Below are 22,437 nucleotides of genomic sequence, written 5' to 3'. Positions count from 1 at the left end.
CCTCGCAGATGCGAAATATGTTCGATCGGCTGCAATTTCGGGCAGGGCTTTGCTCGGAATGCGGCTCGACGCGTTCGGTGCCCCCCACCCCCGACCCCTCCCCACCGCTCGCGAAGCTCGCGGGGGGAGGGGAGAAAAGGGATGCCTCTTCTCCCCTCCCCCCATGAACGCAGTGAATGGTGGGGAGGGGTCGGGAGTGGGGGGCCTCGAAACCCGAACTCGGACACCAAGGCCGCCCGGCCGGAAGCCGCATCAGGCCCTGCCGGGCAGCCGGTCGTCGCCGTGGTGGACATAGTACAGGTGGTTCAGCTGGCTGCCCTGCTCGTAGCGCTTGAACAATCTGGCATCGGCCTTGTTCAGCACGACGCCGAGCAGGCGCTCGTAGACCTCCGGCTTGGCCTGCAGGTGGCGCTCGACGAGATCCACCTTGGTGCGCCCCCACTCGACCACGAACACGAACGACTCGATCACCCCGGCGATCGCCCGCACATCGACCACCGGCGCCAGCGGCGGCAGGTCGACGATGATGTAGTCGTAGCGCTGGCGCAGATGGTCCAGCAGCCGGCGGAACGCCTCCGACGCCACGATCTCGTCGCTGTGCACGAGGCCGCGATCGACCACCGCCGGCAGGAGGGTGAGCCCGGTTGCGGCATCGACGCTGACGGCGCGATCGAGCAGTTCCGGATCGGCCAGAACCTCCAGCAGGCCGATGGCCGGCGCGACGGTGAGGCTGCGGCCGAGCGACGGCCGGCGCAGATCGGCGTCGATCAGGATGGCGTGCTTGCCGGCGTGCGCCATCAGCCCGGCCAGATTGCAGGCGACGGTGGACTTGCCCTCGCCCGGCAGCGTCGAGGTGACGCCGATGATCCTGTCGCCGGTGCTCGCCTTGCGGATGTCGGCGACGATCTTGATGGCGCGGAAGCCCTCGGCCGCCGCCGACAGCGGCTGCTCGACCACGTGGCGCAGCACCGCCTCGTTGAGCATCGTTCCCTCCGGCGGCACCTCCTCCGCCGGCTCCGGCGCCTCCCAATGCGGCGGCCGCCAAGCCTCTTTCGACGTCCATCTCGACGTCCCTTTCGACGTCCATCTGGAAGTCCATTTCGACGTCCATCGCGCCGGCAGGCCTGACAGCGCGGTGGGGGCGGCCTCGGCCGCCCCCATCAGCGGCAGCACCGACAGGCACGGCGCCTGCAGCGTCTCCTCGACCTGACGCGCAGTGCGGAACGTGCGGTCGGTGGTCTCGCGCAGCAGCGCCACCCCGAGCGCGAGGATGAAGCCGATCGCCCCGCCGAGGCCCAGCACCTGCCCGGCGATCGGCGAGCTCTTGCCGGAGGGCGGGGCAGCGGGCGTGATCACCCGCGCCTCGGTGATCGGGAAGGACTGCTGCTGCATCGCCTCCAGATAGCGCTGCAGGAAGCTGTCATAGATCGCGCGCGACACCTTGGCGCCGCTCTCCAGGTCGCCCAGCCCGATGCGGTCGCGATAGGTGCTCTGGCTTTCGCTGACCAGCTCGGCGAGCCGGCGTTCGAGCGCCACCTCCCGCGCCTTGGCGATCTCGTACTCGCTGCGGTAGCTTGCGGCGATGCGGCCGAGCTCGTCGCTCATCGAGCGCAGGAGTTCCTCCATCTGGGTGCGCAGATTGACGGCCGCGAGATGGTTGGGGCCGTACTGGGCGGACCAGTTGCCCTCCCGCGCCGCCATGTCGAGATAGCGGGCGCGCAGGCGGTTGATGATCTCGCTCTTCAGCGTGTCCGCCACGGTGGCGTCGCGCACGTCCTGCTTGAGCACGTCCTCGATGCGGTCGAGCCGCGCCTTGGCCTCGGCGGTGGCGACGCGCGCCGCCATGAGCTGGGAGTTGAGCTCGGACAGCTGCTGGTCGCCGATCAGCCGGCCGGAGGCCGCCCCCGGGCCGCTGACCGAGAAGTTGCCGTAATCGATGATCCGGTTCTTTTCCTTGTATTCGAACACCGCGAGGTCGGCGTCCGCGGCCTGCGAGCGAAGCTCCTGGATGCGCCCCTGCAGCCACGTGCTTGCGCGCCGCGTCACCTGGTATTTCGCCTCAAGCTCATTGTCGATATAGGCCTCGGCAATGGCATTGGCGATGTCGGCGGCGCGAGCCGGGTCGGACGACTGATAGGATATTTCGAGGATATACGTCTTTCCGACACGGACGATCTTGCGGCGGGACAGGAAACTGCCGAGCACGGCCTTCGTGCTCGGCGGCTCCGGCCGCGCATTCGATCCGAACAGCGAAAACAACATTGCCAGCGGATTGATGACGACCTTCCCCTCGCCGCTCAGCTCGGGGTCCGCCATCAGGTTCCGGGCCTTGATGACCGCAAGCGCGATGGTGTCCGAGCGGAGAACCTCGACCTGGGTGTCGACCTGCACCGTATCGAGCGGCCCGTCGCCCAGCGGCGAGCCCGGAAGCTGGAGGTCGCGAAGCTTGCCCCGGTCGATCATCAGCAGCGCCGAGGCGGTGTATTGCGGCGGCGCGACGCTCAGATAGGCGAGGCCGGCGGCCAGCGCGCAGGACAGACCGATCGCGAAAATCCAGTATTGCCGGCCGAGGAAACCCTTCACCCATTCGATCACGTCGGCGACCGAGAGCGGGCTGAAGGCGTCGTCGGCCGCCGTCCGGTCGAACCGCTCGTCGCCGGTGATGCGCGAATTGATGTTCATCGTCGCTCTCAGCCCCGTTGCCGCACCGCTGCGGTGTCAATCAAGCCGCAAGGGCGGCGCGCCCCTGCCGCCGGTCCCGGCGCGGCTGGCGCGCGGTCGCCGCCGGCTTCGGCGCCACATCCGACACCCGGCCGAGGACGGCCGGCACCGGACAACAACGCTCGAACCTCGCGGCCGGGCAGCGTGTCGTCGCAGCATCGACAGGAAGCACACCGCACACCGTCGGCACAGCCATCGTCAGGATCGATTGAATTTCAGACTGGAATTGCAGATATGTGACAAACTTTGTACTGACAGACGCGATTTCCAGCGTATACGATGACATATCCAACAAAATAATACATGATACGATCATCGCGGCGAACGCAACGATATCAATATGCCACGAATTTAGGCCTGAACGTTGCATGATACGCATGACCAACACGAGTCCGTCCCACAATTCATTTGACAGAATGTGGCGTGACCATTCGATATAATTGCTTTGATCTATCAGGTTTGCACAACATACACCATTCTATGTGAAGGAAATATGAGAGCTCCTGTAACCACCGCCTAAGATTGTATTATTCTTCTTTTGGAAGTATTTGCGCATCGGATCAGGATGTCGGGCGACCGCGCCCGTTCCACCGGCCTTCACACGCCGCAGCCGGAACGCCCGGCAATCCGCTCGGCGGACTCGTCATACCAACGGCCCCAGACGCTGACGCGCGGGGCCGTTGACTCTCGCGGTTTTTCTTTTGGGAAATCAAAGATTTCGCGAAAATCCGCGACCGGAACCAACGGTCCGCGTTCGCGGCCGTTGGTATCAATTCGCGCCCGAAGCGCTCACTGCGGCTTGAACACCATCACCGCGATCGCGACGAACAGCGGCACGCAGGCGACGACGCCCCAGAACAGCCAGCGCCGGTTGTCGCGCCAATAGGAGTCCGGGATCGGCCCGCCGTCGGCGAAGGCGCGGGCGGCGCGTGCCATGCGGATCTGCGCCGGCACCAGGATCGCCGCCCAGATCGCGCCCGACGACAGGAACAGGATTTGCCCCCACAGCAGCCAACCGGGCGCGAACGGGTGGAGGCCCTGCACCAGCGCCGCCCCGACGCCGCCGATATAGACCAGCACGATGCCGCCGGCCGTGAACACGAAATCGGTGATGGTGACGAGGCGCTGGCCGAAGGCGATGACCGCCGGATGGCCGGTGCGGTCGGCGAACACCTTCCAGAAGGCGGTGATGGTGACGTTGCCGACCAGCAGCACCACGCCGAACAGATGCATGGTCTTCAGGGCTTCGAACAGCATGTGCGGCAGCACCACCCGTCAGCCGAGGTCCGCACTGCGGCACGCGCGCCCGCCGCAATGCCGGCGCCCTGCCCGCCTTGAAACGAACGACCCGATGCCCTGCCTCACCGCAATCCCGCTCCGCGCAAATTCGTCCGTGCCAGGGGTATAGGGCAGTTTGCCGGCCCGCGCACCCGCCGGCCGGCCGCTGCATGGCCGCACGCGGCGAATGGGATTCCTGGACAAGGGCTTCCGGCATTTTCCGGACTCGATCTGTCAACAAGCCCGCCGGTGATTCTCCCTGTCAGCAAACCGCGCCAAGCGCGCCCGGACCTTGCCCCACAATCGGCGGAAAAACGTTCCAAATCAACGTATTCTGCGCGCAGGCTGACGCGACGGCGAGCCGGATTTCCGGCTGCTTCACGCAAGCTCTTCACGTTGACACTTCACGCAAGTTCGAGCGCGCGCAGGAACGCCTCGCGCTCGCGCGGCGGCGGCAGGCCGCGCGGCTCATAGACGCGATGGCTGAGGAAATGGCCGGTGAGCGCGAAGCCGGCGGCGATGTCGGCCGGCGTCGGCGCCACCTCGCCGCCGACCAGGAACGCCGGCAGCACCAGCAGCCGGTCGGCCCACGGCGCGCCGGCTGAACGTGAGGCGGCGCGGCCGGTCTTCGGCGACACGAAGGCGAGGTCGGCGCGCGCGCCGGTCAGCGCGCAGGCGTTGAGGTCGAGGCCGAAGCCGAGGTCGGCCAGCACCCCAAGCTCGAAGCGCACCAGCAGCGCTGCCGCCAGCAGCGGCTCGGTCAGCCGCCCCGCCACCCGCTCGGCCGCCGCATGCAGGCCGGGGTGCGGATCGCGCTCGGGCAGCAGCCGCAGCAGCGAGGCGAGATGCTGCAGGCCGAAGGTCGCGGCCGGCGTGGCGATCAGCGCCGCCGCCCGCAGCACCTGCCCCTCGACCGCGTAGGTGCCGAGATGCTCGTCGAGCCGTGCCCGCCAGGTGGCCAGAACCGTGTTGCCGGGCTGCAGCACGCCGGCGAGGCTGCGCGAGCGCCCGCCCCGCACCAGCCCGAGATGGCGGCCATGCGCCGCGGTCATCAGTTCGAGGATGATCGCGGCCTCGCCGTGCCGGCGGGTGCCGATGACCAGTCCCTCGTCGCTCCAATCCATCACTGCCCCAATTCGCCCCAAACGCGCCGAACGCGGCAATGTCTCGCTGAGGTTGCCGCAAAACCCTTCCGCCGCCGGGGAGTCTGCGCGATTCTCCAACGCCGGTCGCGCCGGGTCGTCCCGCGCCGAGGCGGCGTTCGCGCAATCGGCCAAACCTGCCAATGGACCAACAACGCCAATGGCCCAAGCACGCCAGTCGTCCAAGCCCGCCGGTCCTCCAAGCCCGCCGGTCCTCCAAGGCTGCCGGTCGTCCGGACGGCGGGTCCATGCCTTTGGCCGGCCGCCTCGACCGCCCCGGGGTTTCTACGTGCGGCGAAATTGACTTGCCGCAAGGCAGCATAGCTACCTTTTAATCATTCTAATTATCGCTCGCACCGCCCCCGCGATGCCAGCTCCCAAGATGCCGGCTCCCGCAACGGAGAGATGCCATGAAGAGCAATCCGCAGAGCAAATCGCAGAGCAGACCGCAGCGCAGCGCGCCGCGCGGCGCGACCCGGGCGATGACCCACCCCTTGCTGGCCACCACCATGCTGGCCTTCGCCGGCCTTCCCGCCCTCGCCGACGATGCGGCGCTGCAGAAGGAGGCGGCGGGCCATTTCAAGCCGATCCCGTCGATGGTTCCCGCCGTCAAGGATAATGCGGTGACCCGCGACAAGGTCGAGCTCGGCAAGATGCTGTTCTTCGATCCGCGCCTGTCGGCCTCGCAGCTCATCAGCTGCAACACCTGCCACAATCTGTCGATGGGCGGCGACGACAATCTGGAGACCTCGATCGGCCATGGCTGGGCCAAGGGCCCGCGCAATGCGCCAACCGTGCTCAACGCGGTGTTCAACATCGCCCAGTTCTGGGACGGCCGCGCCGGCGACCTGAAGACCCAGGCCAAGGGGCCGATCCAGGCCGGCGTCGAGATGAACAACACGCCCAAGGTGGTCGAGGAGACGCTGAAGAGCATTCCCGACTATGTCGCGCGGTTCAAGGCCGCCTTCCCCAACGAGGCCGAGCCGGTGACCTTCGACAATCTCGCCCGGGCCATCGAGGCGTTCGAGGCGACCCTCATCACCCCCGGCTCGCGCTTCGACCAGTTCCTGGAGGGCAAGCTCGACGCCCTCGACGCCACCGAGAAGACCGGCCTCAAGCTGTTCATGGACAAGGGGTGCGTCGCCTGCCACAGCGGCGTCAATGTCGGCGGCGAGGCCTATTATCCGTTCGGCGTGGTCGAGAAGCCGGGCGCCGACATCCTGCCGGCCAATGACCGCGGCCGCTTCGAGGTGACCAAGACCGCCGATGCCGACTACGTGTTCCGCGCCGGCCCCTTGCGCAACATCGCCCTCTCCGCCCCCTATTTCCACTCCGGCAAGGTGTGGGACCTCAAGCAGGCGGTGGCGATCATGGCCACCAGCCAGCTCGGCGCCAAGCTCAGCGACAAGGAGATCGAGGCGATCACCGCCTTCCTCGGCACGCTGACCGGCGAGCAGCCACGCGTCGAGCTGCCCATCCTGCCGGTGAGCACCGACAGGACGCCACTGCCGAAGTGAGGGGTCACGTCATCCCGGGCGGATTTTTCCGTTGCGTCATCCCGGGATCGTCGGCCCGGGCATTGTCATCCCGGGCGAGGCGCCACCCCGCCGTCGTTCCCGGCGAGCGCACCATAGGTGCGCGAGGGAAGGGAACCCATCTGACCCCAGGCGGGACGGCACCCCGCGGCGCAAGGTGGGTCCCCTTCCCGAGCATCGCTGTCGCGATGCTCGCCGGGGACGACCACGGTCCGGCTTTGCGCGCTTGCCCGGGACGACGCCCGCTCACTCGCGTGGGAACTCCAGCCCCATCTCGCGGTAGCGCTCGGGGTCGTCGCTCCAGTTCTCGCGCACCTTGACGAACAGGAACAGGTGCACCTTGGCCTCGACCGCCTCCTCGATCTCCTTGCGGGCGGCCATCGAGATCGCCTTGATGGTCTCCCCGCCCTTGCCGAGCACGATCTTCCGCTGGCTCTCGCGCTCGACGAAGATGGTCTGCTCGATGCGCGCCGAGCCGTCCGGCCGGGTCTGCCAGGAGGTGGTCTCCACCGTCGACTGGTAGGGCAGCTCCTCGTGCAGACGCAGCGTCAGCTTCTCGCGGGTGATCTCGGCGGCGAGGCTGCGCAGCGGCGCGTCCGACACCTGGTCCTCAGGGTAATGCCACGGCCCTTCCGGCACGCGCTGGGCCAGCCAGCTTCGCATCTCGTCGATGCCGCTGCCGGTGGCGGCGGACACCATGAAGGTGGCCTCGAACGTCATCCGCCGGTTGAGCTCGGCCGCAAGCTCCAGAAGCTTCGGCTTCTCGGTGACCGCGTCCACCTTGGTCAGCACCAGCACACGCGGCTGCGACACGGCGGCGAGCTTCTCCAGGATCGCCTCGATCTCCGGGTCGAGGCCGCGCCGGGCATCGACGAGCAGGCAGACGAGGTCGGCGTCCGCCGCCCCGCTCCAGGCGGTGGTGACCATGGCGCGGTCGAGCCGCCGCCGCGGCGCAAAGATGCCCGGCGTATCGATCAGCACGATCTGCGCCGCGCCCTCCATGGCGATGCCGCGCACCAAAGCGCGGGTGGTCTGCACCTTGTGGGTGACGATCGCCACCTTGGCGCCGACCAGCGCATTGACCAGGGTCGACTTGCCGGCGTTCGGCGCGCCGATCAGGGCGACGAAGCCGCAGCGCGGCGCGGTGGAGGCTGTTTCGGGCATCATTTCCTCAGGCATCGGTCGGCATCCGGGAGATGACGCCCTGCCGGACCAGGAATTCCTCGGCCGCCGACTGCTCGGCCAGCCGCTTGGAGCTGCCGCCGCCCTCGACCGCCGGCAGGCCCGGCAGCTCGACGGCGATGGTGAAGCGCGGCGAATGGTCCGGCCCCACCCGCTCGACCACGCGATAGGCCGGCGGCGGCAGGCCGCGGGCCTGCGCCCATTCCTGCAGCGCCGACTTGGGATCGCGCACCGGCACCACCGGCGACAGCATCCGCTTCGACCAGTGCCGCTCGATGAACGTCTCAGCCGCGGCATAGCCGCCGTCGAGGAACACCGCGCCGATCACCGACTCGCAGATATTGGCCAGGATCGCCGCCTTGCGCCGGCCGCCGGTCTGCACCTCGCCGGGGCCGAGCCGCATGTGCGGGCCGACCTGCCATTCCTGCGCCACCTCGGCGCAGGACTCCTTGCGCACGAGGTCGGCCAGCCGCTGCGACAGCTCGCCCTCGTCGGCATCGGGGAAGGCGCGGTAGAGCATGGCCGAGACGGCGAGTCCCAGCACATGGTCGCCGAGAAACTCCAGGCGCTGGTAGCTCTCGAGCCGGGCCCTGGCGCCGCTGGCGGCGCTGACATGGGTCAGCGCCAGCTCCAGCAGCGACCGGTCGGCAAACGCATATCCGATGGAGGCTTCGAACTGTTCGAGGGGATCGCGCTTCCGGCTCATCGCACCAGCTTGAATATTCGTTCCCAGCGCACCGTCCAGGGCCACTGCCAGATTTGCCACGCCGATTTGCCTTCCTCCAGCGAGAAGAAGATGATCTCGGCCCGGCCGATCAGGTTGTCGAAGGGCACCGGCCCCACCGCGCTTTCCACCCGTGAATCGGTGGAGTTGTCGCGATTGTCGCCCATCATGAAATAGTGGCCGGCCGGCACCACATAGACTTTGGTGTTGTCGTAGAAGCCGTTCTCGACCATGTCGAGCGTGGTGTAGGAGACGCCGTTCGGCAGGGTCTCGCGATAGCGCGGAATGGCCACCTTGCGGCCGTCCGGCTCCTCGGAGACGAAATCCTCGATGCGCTCGCGCGGCACCGCCTCGCCATTGATCTGCAGCACGCCGTCGATCATCTGGATGCGGTCGCCCGGCAGACCGATGATGCGCTTGATGAAATCGGTGTCTTCCTGGCGCGGGTTGCGGAACACCACGACATCGCCGCGCACGGGATCGCTGGCCAAGATGCGGCCGGAGAACAGGTTGGGCGACAGCGGCAACGAGAAGCGGCTGTAGCCGTAGGAGTATTTCGACACGAACAGATAGTCGCCGATCAGCAGAGTTTCCTTCATTGATCCTGAAGGAATGTTGAAGGGCTGAAACAGGATTGTTCGGATGAAGAGCGCGATCAGCAGCGCCTGAAACAGGACGCGTACGGTTTCGTTCTTTCCGCCGTTCTTCTTGGCTTCGGTCGACACGTTGATGATCCTGGATCTCGACGCAGGCCGCGTCCCGGCGCTCCTATAGCCGCAGGAGAGGCTGCGGCGCAATCAAGCCACGGTGTCCGGACGCGGAATAGCTGAGATGATCACAACGGCGCTGGCCAGCGGATAGTCGTCGGTCAGGGTCAGATCGATGCGGGCGGCGAAGCCGGCCGGGGTGATGGCAAGAAGCCGCGCCGCCGCCCCGCCGGTGAGTTCGATCGTCGGCCGGCCGCCCGGCAGATTGACCACCCCCAAATCGCGCCAGAACACGCCGGCCCGGAACCCGGTGCCGAGCGCCTTGGCGCAGGCCTCCTTGGCGGCGAAGCGCTTGGCGTAGGTGGCGGCCTTGGTCACCCGCCGCTCGGCCGCGGCGCGCTCGACCGGCGTGAACACGCGCTCGATGAAGCGCTCGCCATGGCGCTCCAGGGTCTTCTCGATGCGGCGGATGTCGATGAGGTCGGAGCCGAGGCCGATGATCATGCCGCTGCTCACGCCGCCCGCGCCGCCGCCCGGCCGCGGTCCATCGCCGCCCGCAGGGCGCGGATCACTGCGGGAAGCCCCTCAAACACCGCCTCGCCGATAATGAAATGGCCGGTGTTGAGCTCGACGATCTCGGGGATGGCGGCGATGGTCTCCGATGTGGCGTAGTCGAGGCCGTGGCCGGCATGGACCTCGATGCCGAGCGCGTGCGCCTGCCGGGCGCCGGCCTTCAGGCGGGCGAACTCGGCCTCGGCCGCCTCTGTGCGCCCTTCGGCCACCCAGTCGGCCCAATGCCCGGTGTGGAACTCGATGGCCGGCGCGCCGATCGCCGCCGCCGCCGCGATCTGCGCCGGATCGGGGGCGATGAACAGCGACACCCGGATGCCGGCGGCGACCAGCCGGCCGACATAGGGCGTCAGCGCCGCCTGCCCGGCCGCGGCGTCGAGCCCGCCCTCGGTCGTGCGCTCCTCGCGCCGCTCCGGCACCAGGCAGCAGGCGTGCGGCCGGGTGGCGAGCGCGATCTCCATCATCTCGCCGGTCGCCGCCATCTCGAAATTGAGCGGCGCGGCGATCTCGGCCTTAAGGCGGCGCACGTCGTCGTCGCGGATGTGGCGGCGGTCCTCGCGCAGATGAAAGGTGATGCCGTCGGCGCCGGCCGCCAGCACCGCGTGGGCCGCCCGCACCGGATCGGGATGGGCACCGCCGCGCGCATTCCGCAGCGTGGCGACGTGGTCGATATTGACGCCGAGGCGAAGCGGCGGAACGGACACGAAAGCCTCCAATGATGATGGCGGGGGATTGCCTGACCCTTCCTGTCATCCCGGGCAAGGGCCGCAGGCCCGGGATCGTGATCAGGAAGAGGTCACCCCTCCTGCAAACGGTCCCGGATCGCTGACGCTCGCCCGGGACGACGCCACGTGGATCACTTCAACCATTATAGCGTTCGACCGACGAGACCACCGACTTGGCCCGCAGATCGGCGATGATGGCGTTGAGGTGCTTGAGGTCGAACACCTCGATATCGATGGTCACCTCGGTGAAATCGGGCGAGCGGCGCGACATGCGGACATTGTCGATATTGCCGTCGCGCTCGCCGATCACCTGGGCGATCTGGGCGAGCGAGCCCGGCTCGTTGAGCGAGGTCAGCCGCAGCCGCGCCGGGAAGCGGTGGCGCTCCTGGCCGTCGACATCCCAGCGCACGTCGAGCCAGCGCTCGGGCTCGTCGTCGAACGCCTTCAGCGCCGGCGACTGGATCGGATAGATGGTGATCCCCTCCCCCGGCGTCAGGATGCCGACGATGCGGTCGCCCGGCACCGCCCCGCCATCGGGCGCGAACCGCACCGGCAGGTCGCCATTGATGCCGCGGATGGGGATGGCCGGGCCGGCCGGCGACACCGCGCCATGGCCCGGCACCTTGAACTTGACGCTGCGGGCGCGCGCCAGCGCAAACCAGCCGGCCTCGGTGATCGGCTCGGGCTGGCGCCGCTGCTGCTGCGGCACGCTGACGTCCTCGGTCCACTCTGGAAACACCGCCTTGATGACGTCGTTGGCGCGCAGCTCGCCGCGGCCGACCGCCGCCAGCGCATCCTCCAGCGAGGTGCGGGCGAGGCGGTGCAGCGAGGCGACCACGCGCGGCTCCTCGTACGGCTTGCCCGCGCGCTCGAACGCCCGCTCCACCAGCTTGCGCCCGAGCCCGGCATATTGCGCGCGGATGGCGGCGCGGGTGGCGCGGCGGATGGCGGCGCGCGCCTTGCCGGTGATCACCACCGATTCCCAGGCGGCGGGCGGCGTCGCCCCCTCCGAGGTGATGATCTCAACCTCCGAGCCGTTCTGCAGCTCCGAGACGAGCGGCGAGATCTTGCCGTCGATCTTACAGCCCACCGCGGTGTCGCCGATGTCGGTGTGCACGGCATAGGCGAAGTCGATCGGCGTCGCCCGCCTGGGCAGCGCGATCAGCCGGCCCTTGGGGGTGAAGCAGAACACCTGATCGTGGAACAGTTCGAGCTTGGTGTGCTCCAGGAACTCTTCCGGTGAATCGCCCTCGGCCAGGAGCTCGATGGTGCGGCGCAGCCAGCCATAGGCCTGCGAATCGCTGGTGAGAAGCTCGTAGGCGTTGGCGCCGTCCTTGTAGAGGGCGTGGGCGGCGATGCCGTATTCGGCGACGTCCTGCATGCCGCGGGTGCGGATCTGCAGCTCGACGCGCTGGCGGCCGGGCCCGACCACCGTGGTGTGCAGCGAGCGGTAGCCATTCTGCTTGGGCGTCGAGATGTAGTCCTTGAACCGGCCGGGCACCATCGGCCACGTGGTGTGGACGATGCCGAGCGTGCGGTAGCACTCGGCCAGCTCGCCGACGATGACGCGGAAGCCGATGAGGTCGGAAAGCTGCTCGAAGCCGACCGTCTTGCGCTCCATCTTGCGCCAGATCGAATAGGGCCGCTTCTCGCGCCCGGTGACCTCGGCGGTGATGCCGTTGTCGGCGAGCTTGGTGGTGAGCTGCGCCTCGATCTCGGCGATCGCCTTGATATGGCGCTCGCGCGAGGATTCGAGGCGGCCGACGATGGTGCGGTAGGCCTCGGGCGAAAGCTGGCGGAACGACAGCTCCTCCAGCTCCTCGCGGATCGCCTGCATGCCCATGCGTCCGGCCAGCGGCGCATAGATCTCGAGGGTCTCCTCGGAGATGCGGTTGCGCTTGGCCTCGGGCACGTAGTGCAGCGTGCGCATGTTGTGCAGCCGGTCGGCGAGCTTGACCAGCAGCACCCGCACGTCCTCGGCGATGGCCAGCAGGAGCTTGCGCAGATTCTCCGCCTGCGCCGCCTGCCTGGAGACCAGATCGAGCTTCTTGATCTTGGTCAGGCCCTCGACCAGGGCGCCGATCTCCTTGCCGAACAGCTCGTCGATCTCGCCGCGGGTGGTGGCGGTGTCCTCGATCGTGTCGTGCAGCAGCGCCGCGACGATGGTGGCGTCGTCGAGCCGCAGGTCGGTGAGAATCGCGGCAACTTCCAGCGGATGCGAGAAATAGGGATCGCCCGAGGCGCGCTTCTGCGAGCCGTGCGCGCGCATCGCATAGACATAGGCGCGGTTGAGCAGGGCCTCGTCAGTATCGGGATTGTATCGGCGAACGCGCTCGACGAGCTCGTATTGCCGCATCATGGACGCAGACCCCAACGCGGTACGGTTGCCGGACTTATCGCCGTAGCCCGGCCGCAGCGCAAGGCACAAGACGGGCGGATGCCGCTCCAAACGCAAAGCGGCCCCGCTCGGGGCCGCCAGACAGGCTTGCGAAGGATGGCCGGACGGGCGGCCTCACTCGCGCTCGTCGTCGTCATTGTTCTGCGGCGGCACCAGCCCTTCCAGCCCGCGCAGCAGGTCCTCTTCGGTCATGCGGTCCATCGCCACGTCGGAGTCGTCGGACTCCATGCCGGCGGAGCCGGCGATCAGCGGCACGGCCTCGGCCTCGGGCTCGTCGACCTCGGTGAACTTCTGCAGCGAGTGGATCAGCTCTTCCTTGAGGTCGCCCGGCATGATCTGCTGATCGGCGATCTCGCGCAGCGCCACCACCGGGTTCTTGTCGTTATCGCGGCTGACCAGGATCGGTGCGCCGGCCGAGACCATGCGGGCGCGGTGGCTGGCGAGCAGGACCAGCTCGAAACGGTTCTCGACCTTGTCGATGCAGTCCTCGACGGTGACGCGAGCCATCGGTCGTCACTCCACATTCTTCGGCGTTTGGATGATGCGTGTCGGGTACACGAAACAATCGCGGCATGCAAGAAGCGCATCCAACCCTGCGGCAAACCGCTTTGCAGAGGGCGGAACTCCTGCTACGCATAAATTCCGGTTTCATGCGCGAACAATAGTATCGCAATCATGAGGTTATTCGGACATCCATTTCATTCACACGATGTGAAGCCGGCTCTGCAAATGTCCGCCTAACCGTCCGCCGACGCTGGCTGCGCCAGCGAATATGATGTTGCAGGGCACAAATCTGGGCTAGGCCCGCAGTTTGCCCGAAAGGACGTAAGAGTATGACCGCTTCAACCGAAAAAATTGCTTTGTTCATCGATGGCGCCAATCTGTACGCCACGGCCAAGTCGCTCGGCTTCGATATCGATTATAAGCGGTTGCTGAAAGAATTTCAGGGTCGCGGCTATGTCCTTCGAGCGTTTTATTATACCGCTCTGATCGAAGACCAAGAGTATTCTTCCATCCGCCCTCTGCTCGATTGGCTGGACTATAACGGCTACACGGTGGTCACCAAGCCCACCAAGGAGTTCGTCGACCAGTCCGGCCGCCGCAAGGTCAAGGGCAACATGGATATCGAGCTCGCGGTCGATGCCATGGAGCTCGCCGAGCACATCGATCACATGGTTTTGTTCTCCGGCGACGGCGACTTCCGGTCGCTGGTGGAGGCCGTGCAGCGGCGGGGCGTGCGTGTGTCGGTTGTATCGACCGTCTCCACCCAGCCGCCGATGGTGGCCGACGAGCTGCGCCGTCAGGCCGACGAGTTCGTCGACCTCGCCACGCTCGCCAACAAGATCGGCCGCGACCCGGCCGAGCGCGCCGCCCGCCAGAGCGACCACACGCCGAACTTCCTGCGCCGCCCGGCGACGCCGGCGACCGCCGACGACGACATCTGACGATGCGCGCGACGCCGGAGCCGGACCGGGCATGCGCCTTGTGCCCCCGGCTGGCCAGCTTTCGCGCCGACAACCGCGCCGCCTGGCCGGACTGGCACAACGCGCCGGTGCCGTCCTTCGGGCGCGCCGATGCGCGCCTGCTGATCGTCGGCCTCGCGCCGGGCCTGAAGGGCGCCAACCGTACCGGCCGCCCGTTCACCGGCGACTATGCCGGCGACCTGCTCTATCAGACCCTGCTCGACTTCGGGCTGGCCGAGGGCAGCTATGCGGCGCGCGCCGATGACGGGCTGGCGCTGAAGGACGCGCGAATCACCAACGCCGTGCGCTGCGTGCCGCCGGAGAACAAGCCGACCGGCGGCGAGATCGCCGCCTGCCGTCCCTTCCTGGCCGCGCTATTGGACGATATGCCGCGGCTTCAGGCGATCATCGCGCTGGGGCGCATCGCCCACGACACCACGATTGCTGCGCTCGGCGCCCGCCCGGCCTGGCATCCGTTCGCCCACGGCTCAGCCCACGCGGTGGGACGGGTGACGGTGTTCGACAGCTATCACTGCTCCCGCTACAACACGAACACCGGCCGGCTGACGCCGCAGATGTTCCGAGCGGTGTTCGCCGCGGTGCGCGCCCATCTCGACCGCGCCGACGCCGCGGTGGCCTGAGCAGAACGTGTCCGGGACAACGCCACCCCAACGGCTCCCGGCGGCGAGGTGCTTTCATCGTCGGCGCGTCGGGCTTCCGCTGGCACACCGAGACGGTTTCCGGCCAGTTTCCGGTTTTCCGGCTTCGCCGCGCGCCCCGCGAAGCCCCCCACCCCCGACCCCTCCCCACCATTCACTGCGTTCATGGGGGGAGGGGAGAAGAGGCGCCCCTTTTCTCCCCTCCCCCCGCGAGCTTCGCGAGCGGTGGGGAGGGGTCGGGGGTGGGGGGCTTCGAGGGTACGGACCGGGTAGAGTCCTGACAGTTCAGACCGGGCAGATGGTCGACAGGTCACGTTGCATTGGAGGGAGGACCTTCGATGCCATTCTTGGAGACCTGTCGGATGGAGCAGCGGATCCGGATGCTGTCGGATTACGACACAGGGGCATGGAGCGTATCGGAGCTCTGCCGGCGCTACGAGGTGAGCCGGGATACGTTCTATGCGTGGCGGGCGCGGCGGGCGAGCGGGGCTGCGGACTGGTTCGTGGAGCGGTCGCACGCGCCGCTGCGGTGTCCGCACCGCACCCCGGCGGCGCTGGCGGCGGAGATCGTGCGGCTTCGGCGGCGGTTTCCGTATTTCGGGCCGCGCAAGCTTCTGGCGCGGTTGCAGCGGGACGTTCCCGAGGTGACGTGGCCGGCGGCCTCGACGATCGGCGACATCGTGAAGGCGGCCGGGCTGGTCGCGCCGGTGAAGCGGCGGCGGCGTCCGATCGACCAGGCTCGCTCGTTCGTCGCGGCGGTGGCGCCGAACGACGAGTGGAGCGCGGATTTCAAGGGCTGGTTCCGCACGCGGGACGGGCACCGGATCGATCCTTTGACGCTGACCGACGGGGTCACGCGGTTCCTGATCGAGGTGCGGGTGGCGCCACCGACCGCGGCGGGGGTTCGGCCGGTGTTCGCGCAGGCGTTCCGCGAGCACGGCCTGCCGAAGGCGATCCGCTGCGACAACGGGCCGCCGTTCGGCTCGACCGGTGCGGGCGGACTGACGCGGCTGTCGGTGTGGTGGCTCAAGCTCGGCATCGAGCCGCATTTCATTCGGCCGGCTTCGCCGCAGGAGAACGGCCGGCACGAGCGCATGCACCGGACGCTGAAGGAGCAGACGACGGATCCCGCGGCGGCGACGGCGGCCGAGCAGCAGGCGCGCTTCGATGCGTTCCGCCGGCACTACAACGAGGAGCGGCCGCACGAGGCAATCGCGCAGCATCCCCCGGCCAATCTCTACGTCGCATCCCCGCGGGCGATGCCGGAGACCGTCGAGGACCCCTGGTACGACGCCGATCATCAGGTGCGCCGGGTGCGGCCGGCCGGCGACATCAAATGGAAGGGCGAGCACGTCTTCATCGGCGAAGCCTTCGCGGGCGAGCTGCTCGGCCTCGAGGAGCTCGAGACGGGCGACCATGTCGTGCGCTTCCGCGCGCACGACATCGGCCTGATCGATCGCCGCGGTTTGTTCCGCCGCTTCGCTCCGCCCCGTCCGGGGCTCCGCGAACCGGCGGAACAAACCGCAAACCCCAACCCAGACCTGTCGACCATCCTCCCGGTCCAAACTGTCGACCATCTTCCCGGTTGAACAAGAGGAGGTGCACAGAACGTCCCGGCGCCCGTCGTCTGCATGCCGCCGCCCGCCGCGGCGCACACGCAAGCGTGAGCGTGATCTTTCCGTCGTCATCCACGTTGATAACGCGCTGCATGTCGCGGCACCCTCCCCCGGAGACTGCCATGATCAGACGCGAGATCGACAGACGCGACGCCCTGAAGGCCCTGGCGGCGATGACGGCGGCCGGCCTTGCCGGCCACGGCGGCCCTGCCTTCGCCCAGCCCGCGGCGTCGGGCGGGCCGTTCGTCCTGCCGCCGCTGGGCTATGACTACGCTGCGCTCGAACCCCATATCGACGCGCAGACCATGATGATCCACCACCAGCGCCACCACGGCGCCTATGTCGCCAACGCCAACGCGCTCGCCGCCAAATATCCCGATCTCGGCGCCCGGCCGATCGAGCAGACGCTGGCCAATCTCGCCGCGCTGCCGGACTCGATCCGCACCGGCGTGCGCAACAATCTCGGCGGCCATTGGAACCACAGCTTCTTCTGGGAATTGATGCGTCCCGGCGGCGCAAAGGAACCGACCGGATCGCTCAAGGCGGCGATCGCGAGCGACCTCGGCGGCCTGCCGCAGATGCGCGACCAGATCAACGAGGCCGGCCTGGGCCGCTTCGGTTCGGGCTGGGCGTGGCTGATCGTCGACAAGGACAAGAAGCTGCGGATCCTCTCCACCCCCAACCAGGACAGCCCGCTGATGGACGGTCAGTCCGGCATCGTGCTCGGCGTCGATGTGTGGGAACATGCCTACTATCTGAAGTATCAGAATCGCCGAAAGGACTACCTCGTCGCCTGGTGGAACACCGTGAACTGGGACACCGCCGAAGCGAACTACCGCCGGGCGGCGGCATGATCCGAGCGTCCGGCCCGGCAAAGCCGGACCGGACGTTCCACGGGACACCCCGGTCCCGAACCGAAGAAGGACGACATGCACGACACCTCCCGCGCTCCGAAACCCGCCGACTCCAGCAACACTGAAGACGCCGGCAAGACCGAAGAGGCCTTCAAGCCCGGCATCGATGCCGTGTGCGTCTATTGCGGCTCCTCGGACGGTAGCGCGCCGGTGTTCGTCGAGACCGCGCGCACCTTCGGCCGGCTGCTCGCCGAGCACGGCATCCGCCTGATCTATGGCGGCGGCAGCATGGGGCTGATGGGCACGGTGGCGCGCGCGGTCGCCGATGCCGACGGCCGGGTGACCGGCATCATTCCCCGCTTCCTGGTCGAGCGCGAATTCGCCTTCGAGGGCGCCGAGGAAATGATCGTCACCGACGACATGCACGAGCGCAAGCGGCTGATGTTCGAGCGCGCCGACGCCTTCGTCGCGCTGCCCGGCGGCATCGGCACGCTGGAGGAACTGGTCGAGCAGTTGACGTGGGCCCAGCTCGGCCGCCATCGCAAGCCGATCCTGATGGCCAATGTCGAGGGCTTCTGGGACCCGCTGCTGGCGCTGCTCGACCACATGCGCGCAAACGGCTTCATCCGCCCGCAATGGGAGGTGCGGCCGCTGGTGGCCGCGCACGTCCACGACATCATCCCGATGCTGCGCGCCGCCGCCCGCCCGCCGCTCGTCGCCGAGGAGCGCGAGATCGCCCGGCAGATGTGAGGCGACCGGCGCAATACGCTGCCGCTATTGCGCCCCACGAATGCGCGTCGTCCCGGGCGAGGCGTGAGCCGAGACCCGGGACCGTCCGCAGGAAATGTCGCCTTCCTGAAAACGATCCCGGCTCGCGCGGCTTCGCCGCTTGGCCGGGATGACAACAACACCTCACGCCGCAGCGCCCACCCGCACCAACTGATAGACGACGGAATCCATCAGCGCCTGGAACGACGCGTCGATGATGTTGGGCGATACGCCGACCGTGCTCCAGGTCTCGCCGTCGGCGGCGCGCGAGGTGATCAGCACGCGCGTCACCGCGTCCGACCCGCCGCGGAAGATGCGCACGCGATAATCGACCAGCTCGAGATCGCGGATCAGGCTCTGATACTTGCCGAGATCCTTGCGCAGCGCCACGTCGAGCGCATTGACCGGGCCGTTGCCCTCGGCTGCCGAGATCAGTTCCTCGTCGCCGATCCTCACCTTCACGATCGCTTCGGCCACCGTGACCAGCTTGCCGACCGCGTTCCAGCGCCGCTCGACATTCACCGAGAAGCGCTCGACCTTGAAGAACTCCGGCACCTCGCCGAGCACGCGCTTGGCGAGCAGGAAGAACGACGCATCGGCGCCCTCGTATGCATACCCTTCCGCCTCGCGCTCCTTGATCTCGTCGAGCATGCGCGAGATGCGCGGATCGTCGCGATTGACGGCGATGCCGAGCCGCTCAAGCTCCGCCAGCACGTTCGACTTGCCGGCCTGATCCGACACCAGCACCTTGCGGCGGTTGCCGACGCGCTCGGGCGCAACATGCTCGTAGGTCGCCGGGTTCTTGGCGATGGCCGAGGCGTGGATGCCGGTCTTGGTGGCGAACGCACTCTCGCCGACGAACGGCGCGTAGCGGTTCGGCGCGCGGTTGATCATCTCGTCGAACACGCGGCTGACATGGGTGAGGCTGGACAGCGCCTCGTCGCTCACGCCGGTATCGAAGCGGTTGGCGAACTCAGGCTTCAGCTTCAGCGCCGGGATGATGGTGGTGAGGTTGGCGTTGCCGCAGCGCTCGCCGAGCCCGTTCAGCGTGCCCTGCACCTGCCGCACGCCGGCCGCCACCGCCGCCAGCGCATTGGCGACCGCGCAGCCGCAATCGTCATGAGTGTGGATGCCGAGATGATCGCCCGGCACGACGCGCACCACTTCCGACACGATGCGGCTGACCTCTTCCGGCAGCGTGCCGCCATTGGTGTCGCACAGCACCACCCAGCGCGCGCCGGCCTCATACGCCGTCCTGGCACAGGCGAGCGCATAGTCCGGATTGGCCTTGTAGCCGTCGAAGAAATGCTCGCAATCGACCAGCGCCTCGCGGCCGCGCGCCCGCGCCGCCGCAACGGACTCGCGGATGCAGTCGAGGTTCTCCTCGCGCGAGATGCCGAGCGCGACATCGACGTGATAGTCCCAGCTTTTCGCGACGAAGCAGATGGCGTCGGCCTCGGCATCGAGCAGCGCATTGAGGCCGGGATCGTTGGAGGCCGAGCGCCCGCCGCGCTTGGTCATGCCGAAGGCGGTGAAGGTGGCGTTGAGGGTCTTCTTCTCGGAAAAGAACCTAGTGTCCTGCGGATTGGCGCCGGGATAGCCGCCCTCGATGTAATCGATGCCGAGCCCATCCAGCATCGCCGCCACCGCGGCCTTGTCCTCAAGGGAGAAATCGACGCCGTTGGTCTGCGCGCCGTCGCGCAGAGTGGTGTCGAACAGATAGACGCGCTCGCGGCTCATGGGGTTCGGTCCTTGGGTTCCCGTGCTCACAGGGTCTTCTTCATGGTGGTGTTGCCGAGCCATTCGTCGCCCAGCACCTTGGTGTTGCGTCGCTCCGGCGAATAGCCGCGATAGCGGAAGAACGGCTCGGCGGTGTCGCTCGCCTCGACCTCCAGCGCCTTGGCGCCGCGCGCGGCGGCAAGCTTCTCCAGCGCATCGATCAGCGCCGTCGCCACGCCCTGCCGCGCCATCTCGGGATGGACGTAGAGCATGTCGATCGCCCGGTTGCCTTCGAGCGCGGCGAAGCCGGCGATCTCGCCGCCGACGGTGGCGACCAGCGCAAGCTGATCGGCAAGCCGCGCGGCGAGATCGGCCTCGTCGAGCGCGGCGATCCAGGCGGCAAGCTGCGCGTCGGAATAATCCTCGGCCGCAAGCTCGGCGACCGACGCCTCGAACAGCGCCGTCAGCGCCGGCGCATCCGCCGGCAGATAGGGCCGGAGCGCGATGGTTGGCTTGGATTGGCCCATGAGGTCACCTCACGCCGTTTGCGCAAACGGCACCGAATGAGAGGAACTTCGGCACGCTGGCACCAGAGGCCCCCTCACCCGCCTCGGGCCGATGGCCCATTCGAGACCGGAAACGGCGACAGACTGCGACGACATTTGCCGTCGTCATGGCCGGGCTTGTCCCGGCCATCCACGTCTCTGATTTGGCATGAAGACGTGCATGCCCGCGACGCGCGCGGGCAGGACGCGCGGGCGGCACGACAAGCGAAAGAAGAGGTGCCGGCTGGCGGTTCATCGCGCCACCTTCCAAGTCGTGGTGAGCTCGCCGGTGGCCGGATCCTTGGCGTCCATCAGCGCGATGCCTTTCGCGACCAACTCGTCGCGGATGCGGTCGGACTCGGCGAAGTTCCTGGCCTTGCGCGCGGCGAGGCGCGCGGCGATCAGGCGTTCGATCTCCGTCTCGTCGATGCCGCCCAGCGCCTGCAGCACCGCGTGCTCGCGGCTCTTCTGCCACGCGGCGAACCGGGCGCGGTCGAAGCCGAGGAAGGCGAGGTTGCGCCCCAGCTCCTCCGCCTCCGCGCCCTGCTGCGGCACGCGGATGCGGTTCCGCAGCGCGTGCAGCTCGGCGATCATCTTCGGCGTGTTGAGATCGTCGGCGAGCGCGCCGATGACGGCCGGCGAAGGCTCGGCCGGCTGGTCCGGCGCGGCGAGGCGGAACCAGTCGTCGAGCGTATTCGTGCTTTCGTTCAGGCCCTCGGCGGTCCAATCGATCGGCTGGCGGTAGTGCGTCTTGAGCATGGCGAGGCGCAGCACGTCGCCCACCCAATTCTGCCCGCCGAACCTGTCGCTCGCCAGCAATTCCCGGATGGTGATGAAGTTGCCGAGCGACTTCGACATCTTCTCGCCTTCCACCATCAGGAAGCCGTTGTGCATCCAGAAGTTCGCCATCCGCTCGGTGCCGAAGGCGCAGCAGGTTTGCGCGATCTCGTTCTCGTGGTGCGGAAACACGAGGTCGATGCCGCCGCCATGGATGTCGAACACCTCGCCCAGCAGCGCGCCGGACATCGCCGAGCACTCGATGTGCCAACCCGGCCGGCCGAAGCCCCAGGGGCTCTCCCAGCCCGGCTCCTTCTCGGGGTCGGAGGGCTTCCACAGCACGAAATCCATGGGATCGCGCTTGTAGGGCGCGACATCGACGCGGGCACCGGCCACCATCTCGTCGAGCGAGCGGCGGGCGAGCTTCCCATAGGCCGGCATCGACGGCACGTCGAACAGCACGTGCCCCTGCTCGACATAGGCGTGGCCGCGCGCGATCAGCCTCTCGATGATCTTGATCATGTCGAGCGCGGAGGGCTCGGGCCGGCACACGAAGTCGGTGGCGCGCGGCTCATGGCTCGGGCGCAGGCAGCCCAGCGCGTCGACATCGGCGTGGAACTGGGCGAGCGTCTGGTCGGTCAGCGCCCGGATCTCGGCGGTGAGCGGGCGTTCGTGCGTCCAGCGCTCGAAGGCGCGCTTGTTGATCTTGTCGTCGACGTCGGTGATGTTGCGCACATAAGTGACGTGGTCGGCGCCATAGAGGTGGCGCAGCAGCCGGAACAGCACGTCGAACACGATCACCGGCCGGGCGTTGCCGATGTGGGCGAAGTCATAGACGGTCGGCCCGCAGACATACATGCGCACGCCGCGCGCCGGATCGAGCGGAGCGAACGGCCGTTTCTCGCGCGTCAGCGTGTCATAGAGCTTGAGTTCAGCCACGAGTATCCCCCTGCCGGACCGGCGGAGGCGCTCGCGATGGGTAAAGCGGGGCGTCCGCGGCCGGATATTCCTCAGCCGCCGATAATCTGTGCGACGATGGCACAGCGCGATGTGA

General features: G+C 67.8%; 20 protein-coding genes. 6 read left to right on the top strand and 14 right to left on the bottom strand.

What is annotated here, in order from left to right; all coding sequences use genetic code 11:
- Positions 1–252: 252 nt before the first annotated feature.
- The 4 genes from BLTE_RS05635 to recO form a co-directional block, all read right to left on the bottom strand.
- A complete protein-coding gene (locus BLTE_RS05635; RefSeq protein ID WP_126398339.1) occupies positions 253–2,682 on the bottom strand; it encodes an AAA family ATPase in 2,430 nt (809 codons plus the stop codon).
- Between the two features lie 40 nt (positions 2,683–2,722).
- Positions 2,723–3,100: a hypothetical protein gene (locus BLTE_RS05630; protein WP_126398338.1), complete on the bottom strand. Its 378-nt coding sequence runs from the start codon at positions 3,098–3,100 to the stop codon at positions 2,723–2,725.
- Positions 3,101–3,510: 410 nt separating this feature from the next.
- Complete coding sequence (locus BLTE_RS05625; RefSeq protein ID WP_174769522.1) at positions 3,511–3,978, bottom strand: DUF2269 family protein; 468 nt, start codon at positions 3,976–3,978, stop codon at positions 3,511–3,513.
- A 425-nt stretch (positions 3,979–4,403) separates the two neighbouring features.
- Positions 4,404–5,123: a DNA repair protein RecO gene (gene recO, locus BLTE_RS05620; RefSeq protein WP_126398337.1), complete on the bottom strand. Its 720-nt coding sequence runs from the start codon at positions 5,121–5,123 to the stop codon at positions 4,404–4,406.
- A 527-nt stretch (positions 5,124–5,650) separates the two neighbouring features.
- Between recO and BLTE_RS05615 the strand changes: the two genes are divergently transcribed.
- The gene (locus tag BLTE_RS05615) at positions 5,651–6,658 is read left to right on the top strand and encodes a cytochrome-c peroxidase (RefSeq protein WP_211199040.1); all 1,008 of its coding nucleotides are present in this window, start codon (positions 5,651–5,653) and stop codon (positions 6,656–6,658) included.
- A 264-nt stretch (positions 6,659–6,922) separates the two neighbouring features.
- Here the strand turns inward: BLTE_RS05615 and era are convergent, their stop codons facing one another.
- The 7 genes from era to rpoZ all read right to left on the bottom strand — a co-directional run bounded on the left by era (position 6,923) and on the right by rpoZ (position 13,489).
- A complete protein-coding gene (gene era / locus BLTE_RS05610) occupies positions 6,923–7,855 on the bottom strand; it encodes a GTPase Era (RefSeq protein ID WP_244600132.1) in 933 nt (310 codons plus the stop codon).
- Positions 7,848–8,564 carry a ribonuclease III gene (gene rnc, locus BLTE_RS05605; RefSeq protein WP_126398336.1) on the bottom strand — a complete coding sequence of 239 codons (717 nt, stop codon included), beginning with the start codon at positions 8,562–8,564 and terminating at the stop codon, positions 7,848–7,850. Before rnc ends, era begins: the two co-directional genes overlap by 8 nt.
- Positions 8,561–9,313 carry a signal peptidase I gene (lepB, locus tag BLTE_RS05600; protein ID WP_126402074.1) on the bottom strand — a complete coding sequence of 251 codons (753 nt, stop codon included), beginning with the start codon at positions 9,311–9,313 and terminating at the stop codon, positions 8,561–8,563. Before lepB ends, rnc begins: the two co-directional genes overlap by 4 nt.
- Positions 9,314–9,379: 66 nt before the next feature.
- Positions 9,380–9,793: a holo-ACP synthase gene (acpS, locus tag BLTE_RS05595; protein ID WP_126398335.1), complete on the bottom strand. Its 414-nt coding sequence runs from the start codon at positions 9,791–9,793 to the stop codon at positions 9,380–9,382.
- 8 nt (positions 9,794–9,801) lie between these two features.
- The gene (locus BLTE_RS05590; protein WP_126398334.1) at positions 9,802–10,563 is read right to left on the bottom strand and encodes a pyridoxine 5'-phosphate synthase; all 762 of its coding nucleotides are present in this window, start codon (positions 10,561–10,563) and stop codon (positions 9,802–9,804) included.
- 157 nt (positions 10,564–10,720) lie between these two features.
- Entirely contained in the window at positions 10,721–12,943 is a 2,223-nt protein-coding gene (locus BLTE_RS05585; protein WP_126398332.1) for a RelA/SpoT family protein, read from the bottom strand.
- 153 nt (positions 12,944–13,096) lie between these two features.
- Positions 13,097–13,489 carry a DNA-directed RNA polymerase subunit omega gene (gene rpoZ / locus BLTE_RS05580; protein ID WP_126398330.1) on the bottom strand — a complete coding sequence of 131 codons (393 nt, stop codon included), beginning with the start codon at positions 13,487–13,489 and terminating at the stop codon, positions 13,097–13,099.
- A gap of 326 nt (positions 13,490–13,815) precedes the next feature.
- On the opposite strand from rpoZ, the gene BLTE_RS05575 reads away from it, so the two are divergent.
- From BLTE_RS05575 to BLTE_RS05555, 5 genes are all read left to right on the top strand, one after another.
- Positions 13,816–14,427, top strand: coding sequence for a LabA-like NYN domain-containing protein (locus BLTE_RS05575; protein WP_126398328.1), 612 nt, complete (start codon positions 13,816–13,818; stop codon positions 14,425–14,427).
- Positions 14,428–14,429: 2 nt separating this feature from the next.
- Positions 14,430–15,086 (top strand): uracil-DNA glycosylase, encoded by a 657-nt coding sequence (locus BLTE_RS05570; protein ID WP_126398326.1) that lies wholly within the window; start codon positions 14,430–14,432, stop codon positions 15,084–15,086.
- A gap of 380 nt (positions 15,087–15,466) precedes the next feature.
- Positions 15,467–16,693: an integrase core domain-containing protein gene (locus BLTE_RS05565; RefSeq protein ID WP_244600131.1), complete on the top strand. Its 1,227-nt coding sequence runs from the start codon at positions 15,467–15,469 to the stop codon at positions 16,691–16,693.
- A 149-nt stretch (positions 16,694–16,842) separates the two neighbouring features.
- Complete coding sequence (locus BLTE_RS05560) at positions 16,843–17,574, top strand: superoxide dismutase (protein WP_244600130.1); 732 nt, start codon at positions 16,843–16,845, stop codon at positions 17,572–17,574.
- A 75-nt stretch (positions 17,575–17,649) separates the two neighbouring features.
- Positions 17,650–18,324, top strand: a complete 675-nt coding sequence (locus tag BLTE_RS05555; protein WP_126398324.1) for an LOG family protein — start codon at positions 17,650–17,652, stop codon at positions 18,322–18,324.
- A gap of 162 nt (positions 18,325–18,486) precedes the next feature.
- Here BLTE_RS05555 and cimA read toward each other — a convergent pair whose 3' ends face one another.
- The 3 genes from cimA to cysS all read right to left on the bottom strand — a co-directional run bounded on the left by cimA (position 18,487) and on the right by cysS (position 22,322).
- Positions 18,487–20,082, bottom strand: coding sequence for a citramalate synthase (cimA, locus tag BLTE_RS05550; protein ID WP_126398322.1), 1,596 nt, complete (start codon positions 20,080–20,082; stop codon positions 18,487–18,489).
- A gap of 26 nt (positions 20,083–20,108) precedes the next feature.
- Entirely contained in the window at positions 20,109–20,588 is a 480-nt protein-coding gene (locus tag BLTE_RS05545) for a GNAT family N-acetyltransferase (protein ID WP_126398320.1), read from the bottom strand.
- Between the two features lie 270 nt (positions 20,589–20,858).
- Positions 20,859–22,322, bottom strand: coding sequence for a cysteine--tRNA ligase (gene cysS / locus BLTE_RS05540; protein WP_126398318.1), 1,464 nt, complete (start codon positions 22,320–22,322; stop codon positions 20,859–20,861).
- Positions 22,323–22,437: the final 115 nt, after the last annotated feature.

Source organism: Blastochloris tepida (genome assembly GCF_003966715.1).
GTDB classification, from domain to species: domain Bacteria; phylum Pseudomonadota; class Alphaproteobacteria; order Rhizobiales; family Xanthobacteraceae; genus Blastochloris; species Blastochloris tepida.
This window is presented reverse-complemented; position numbering and strand designations above follow the sequence as displayed.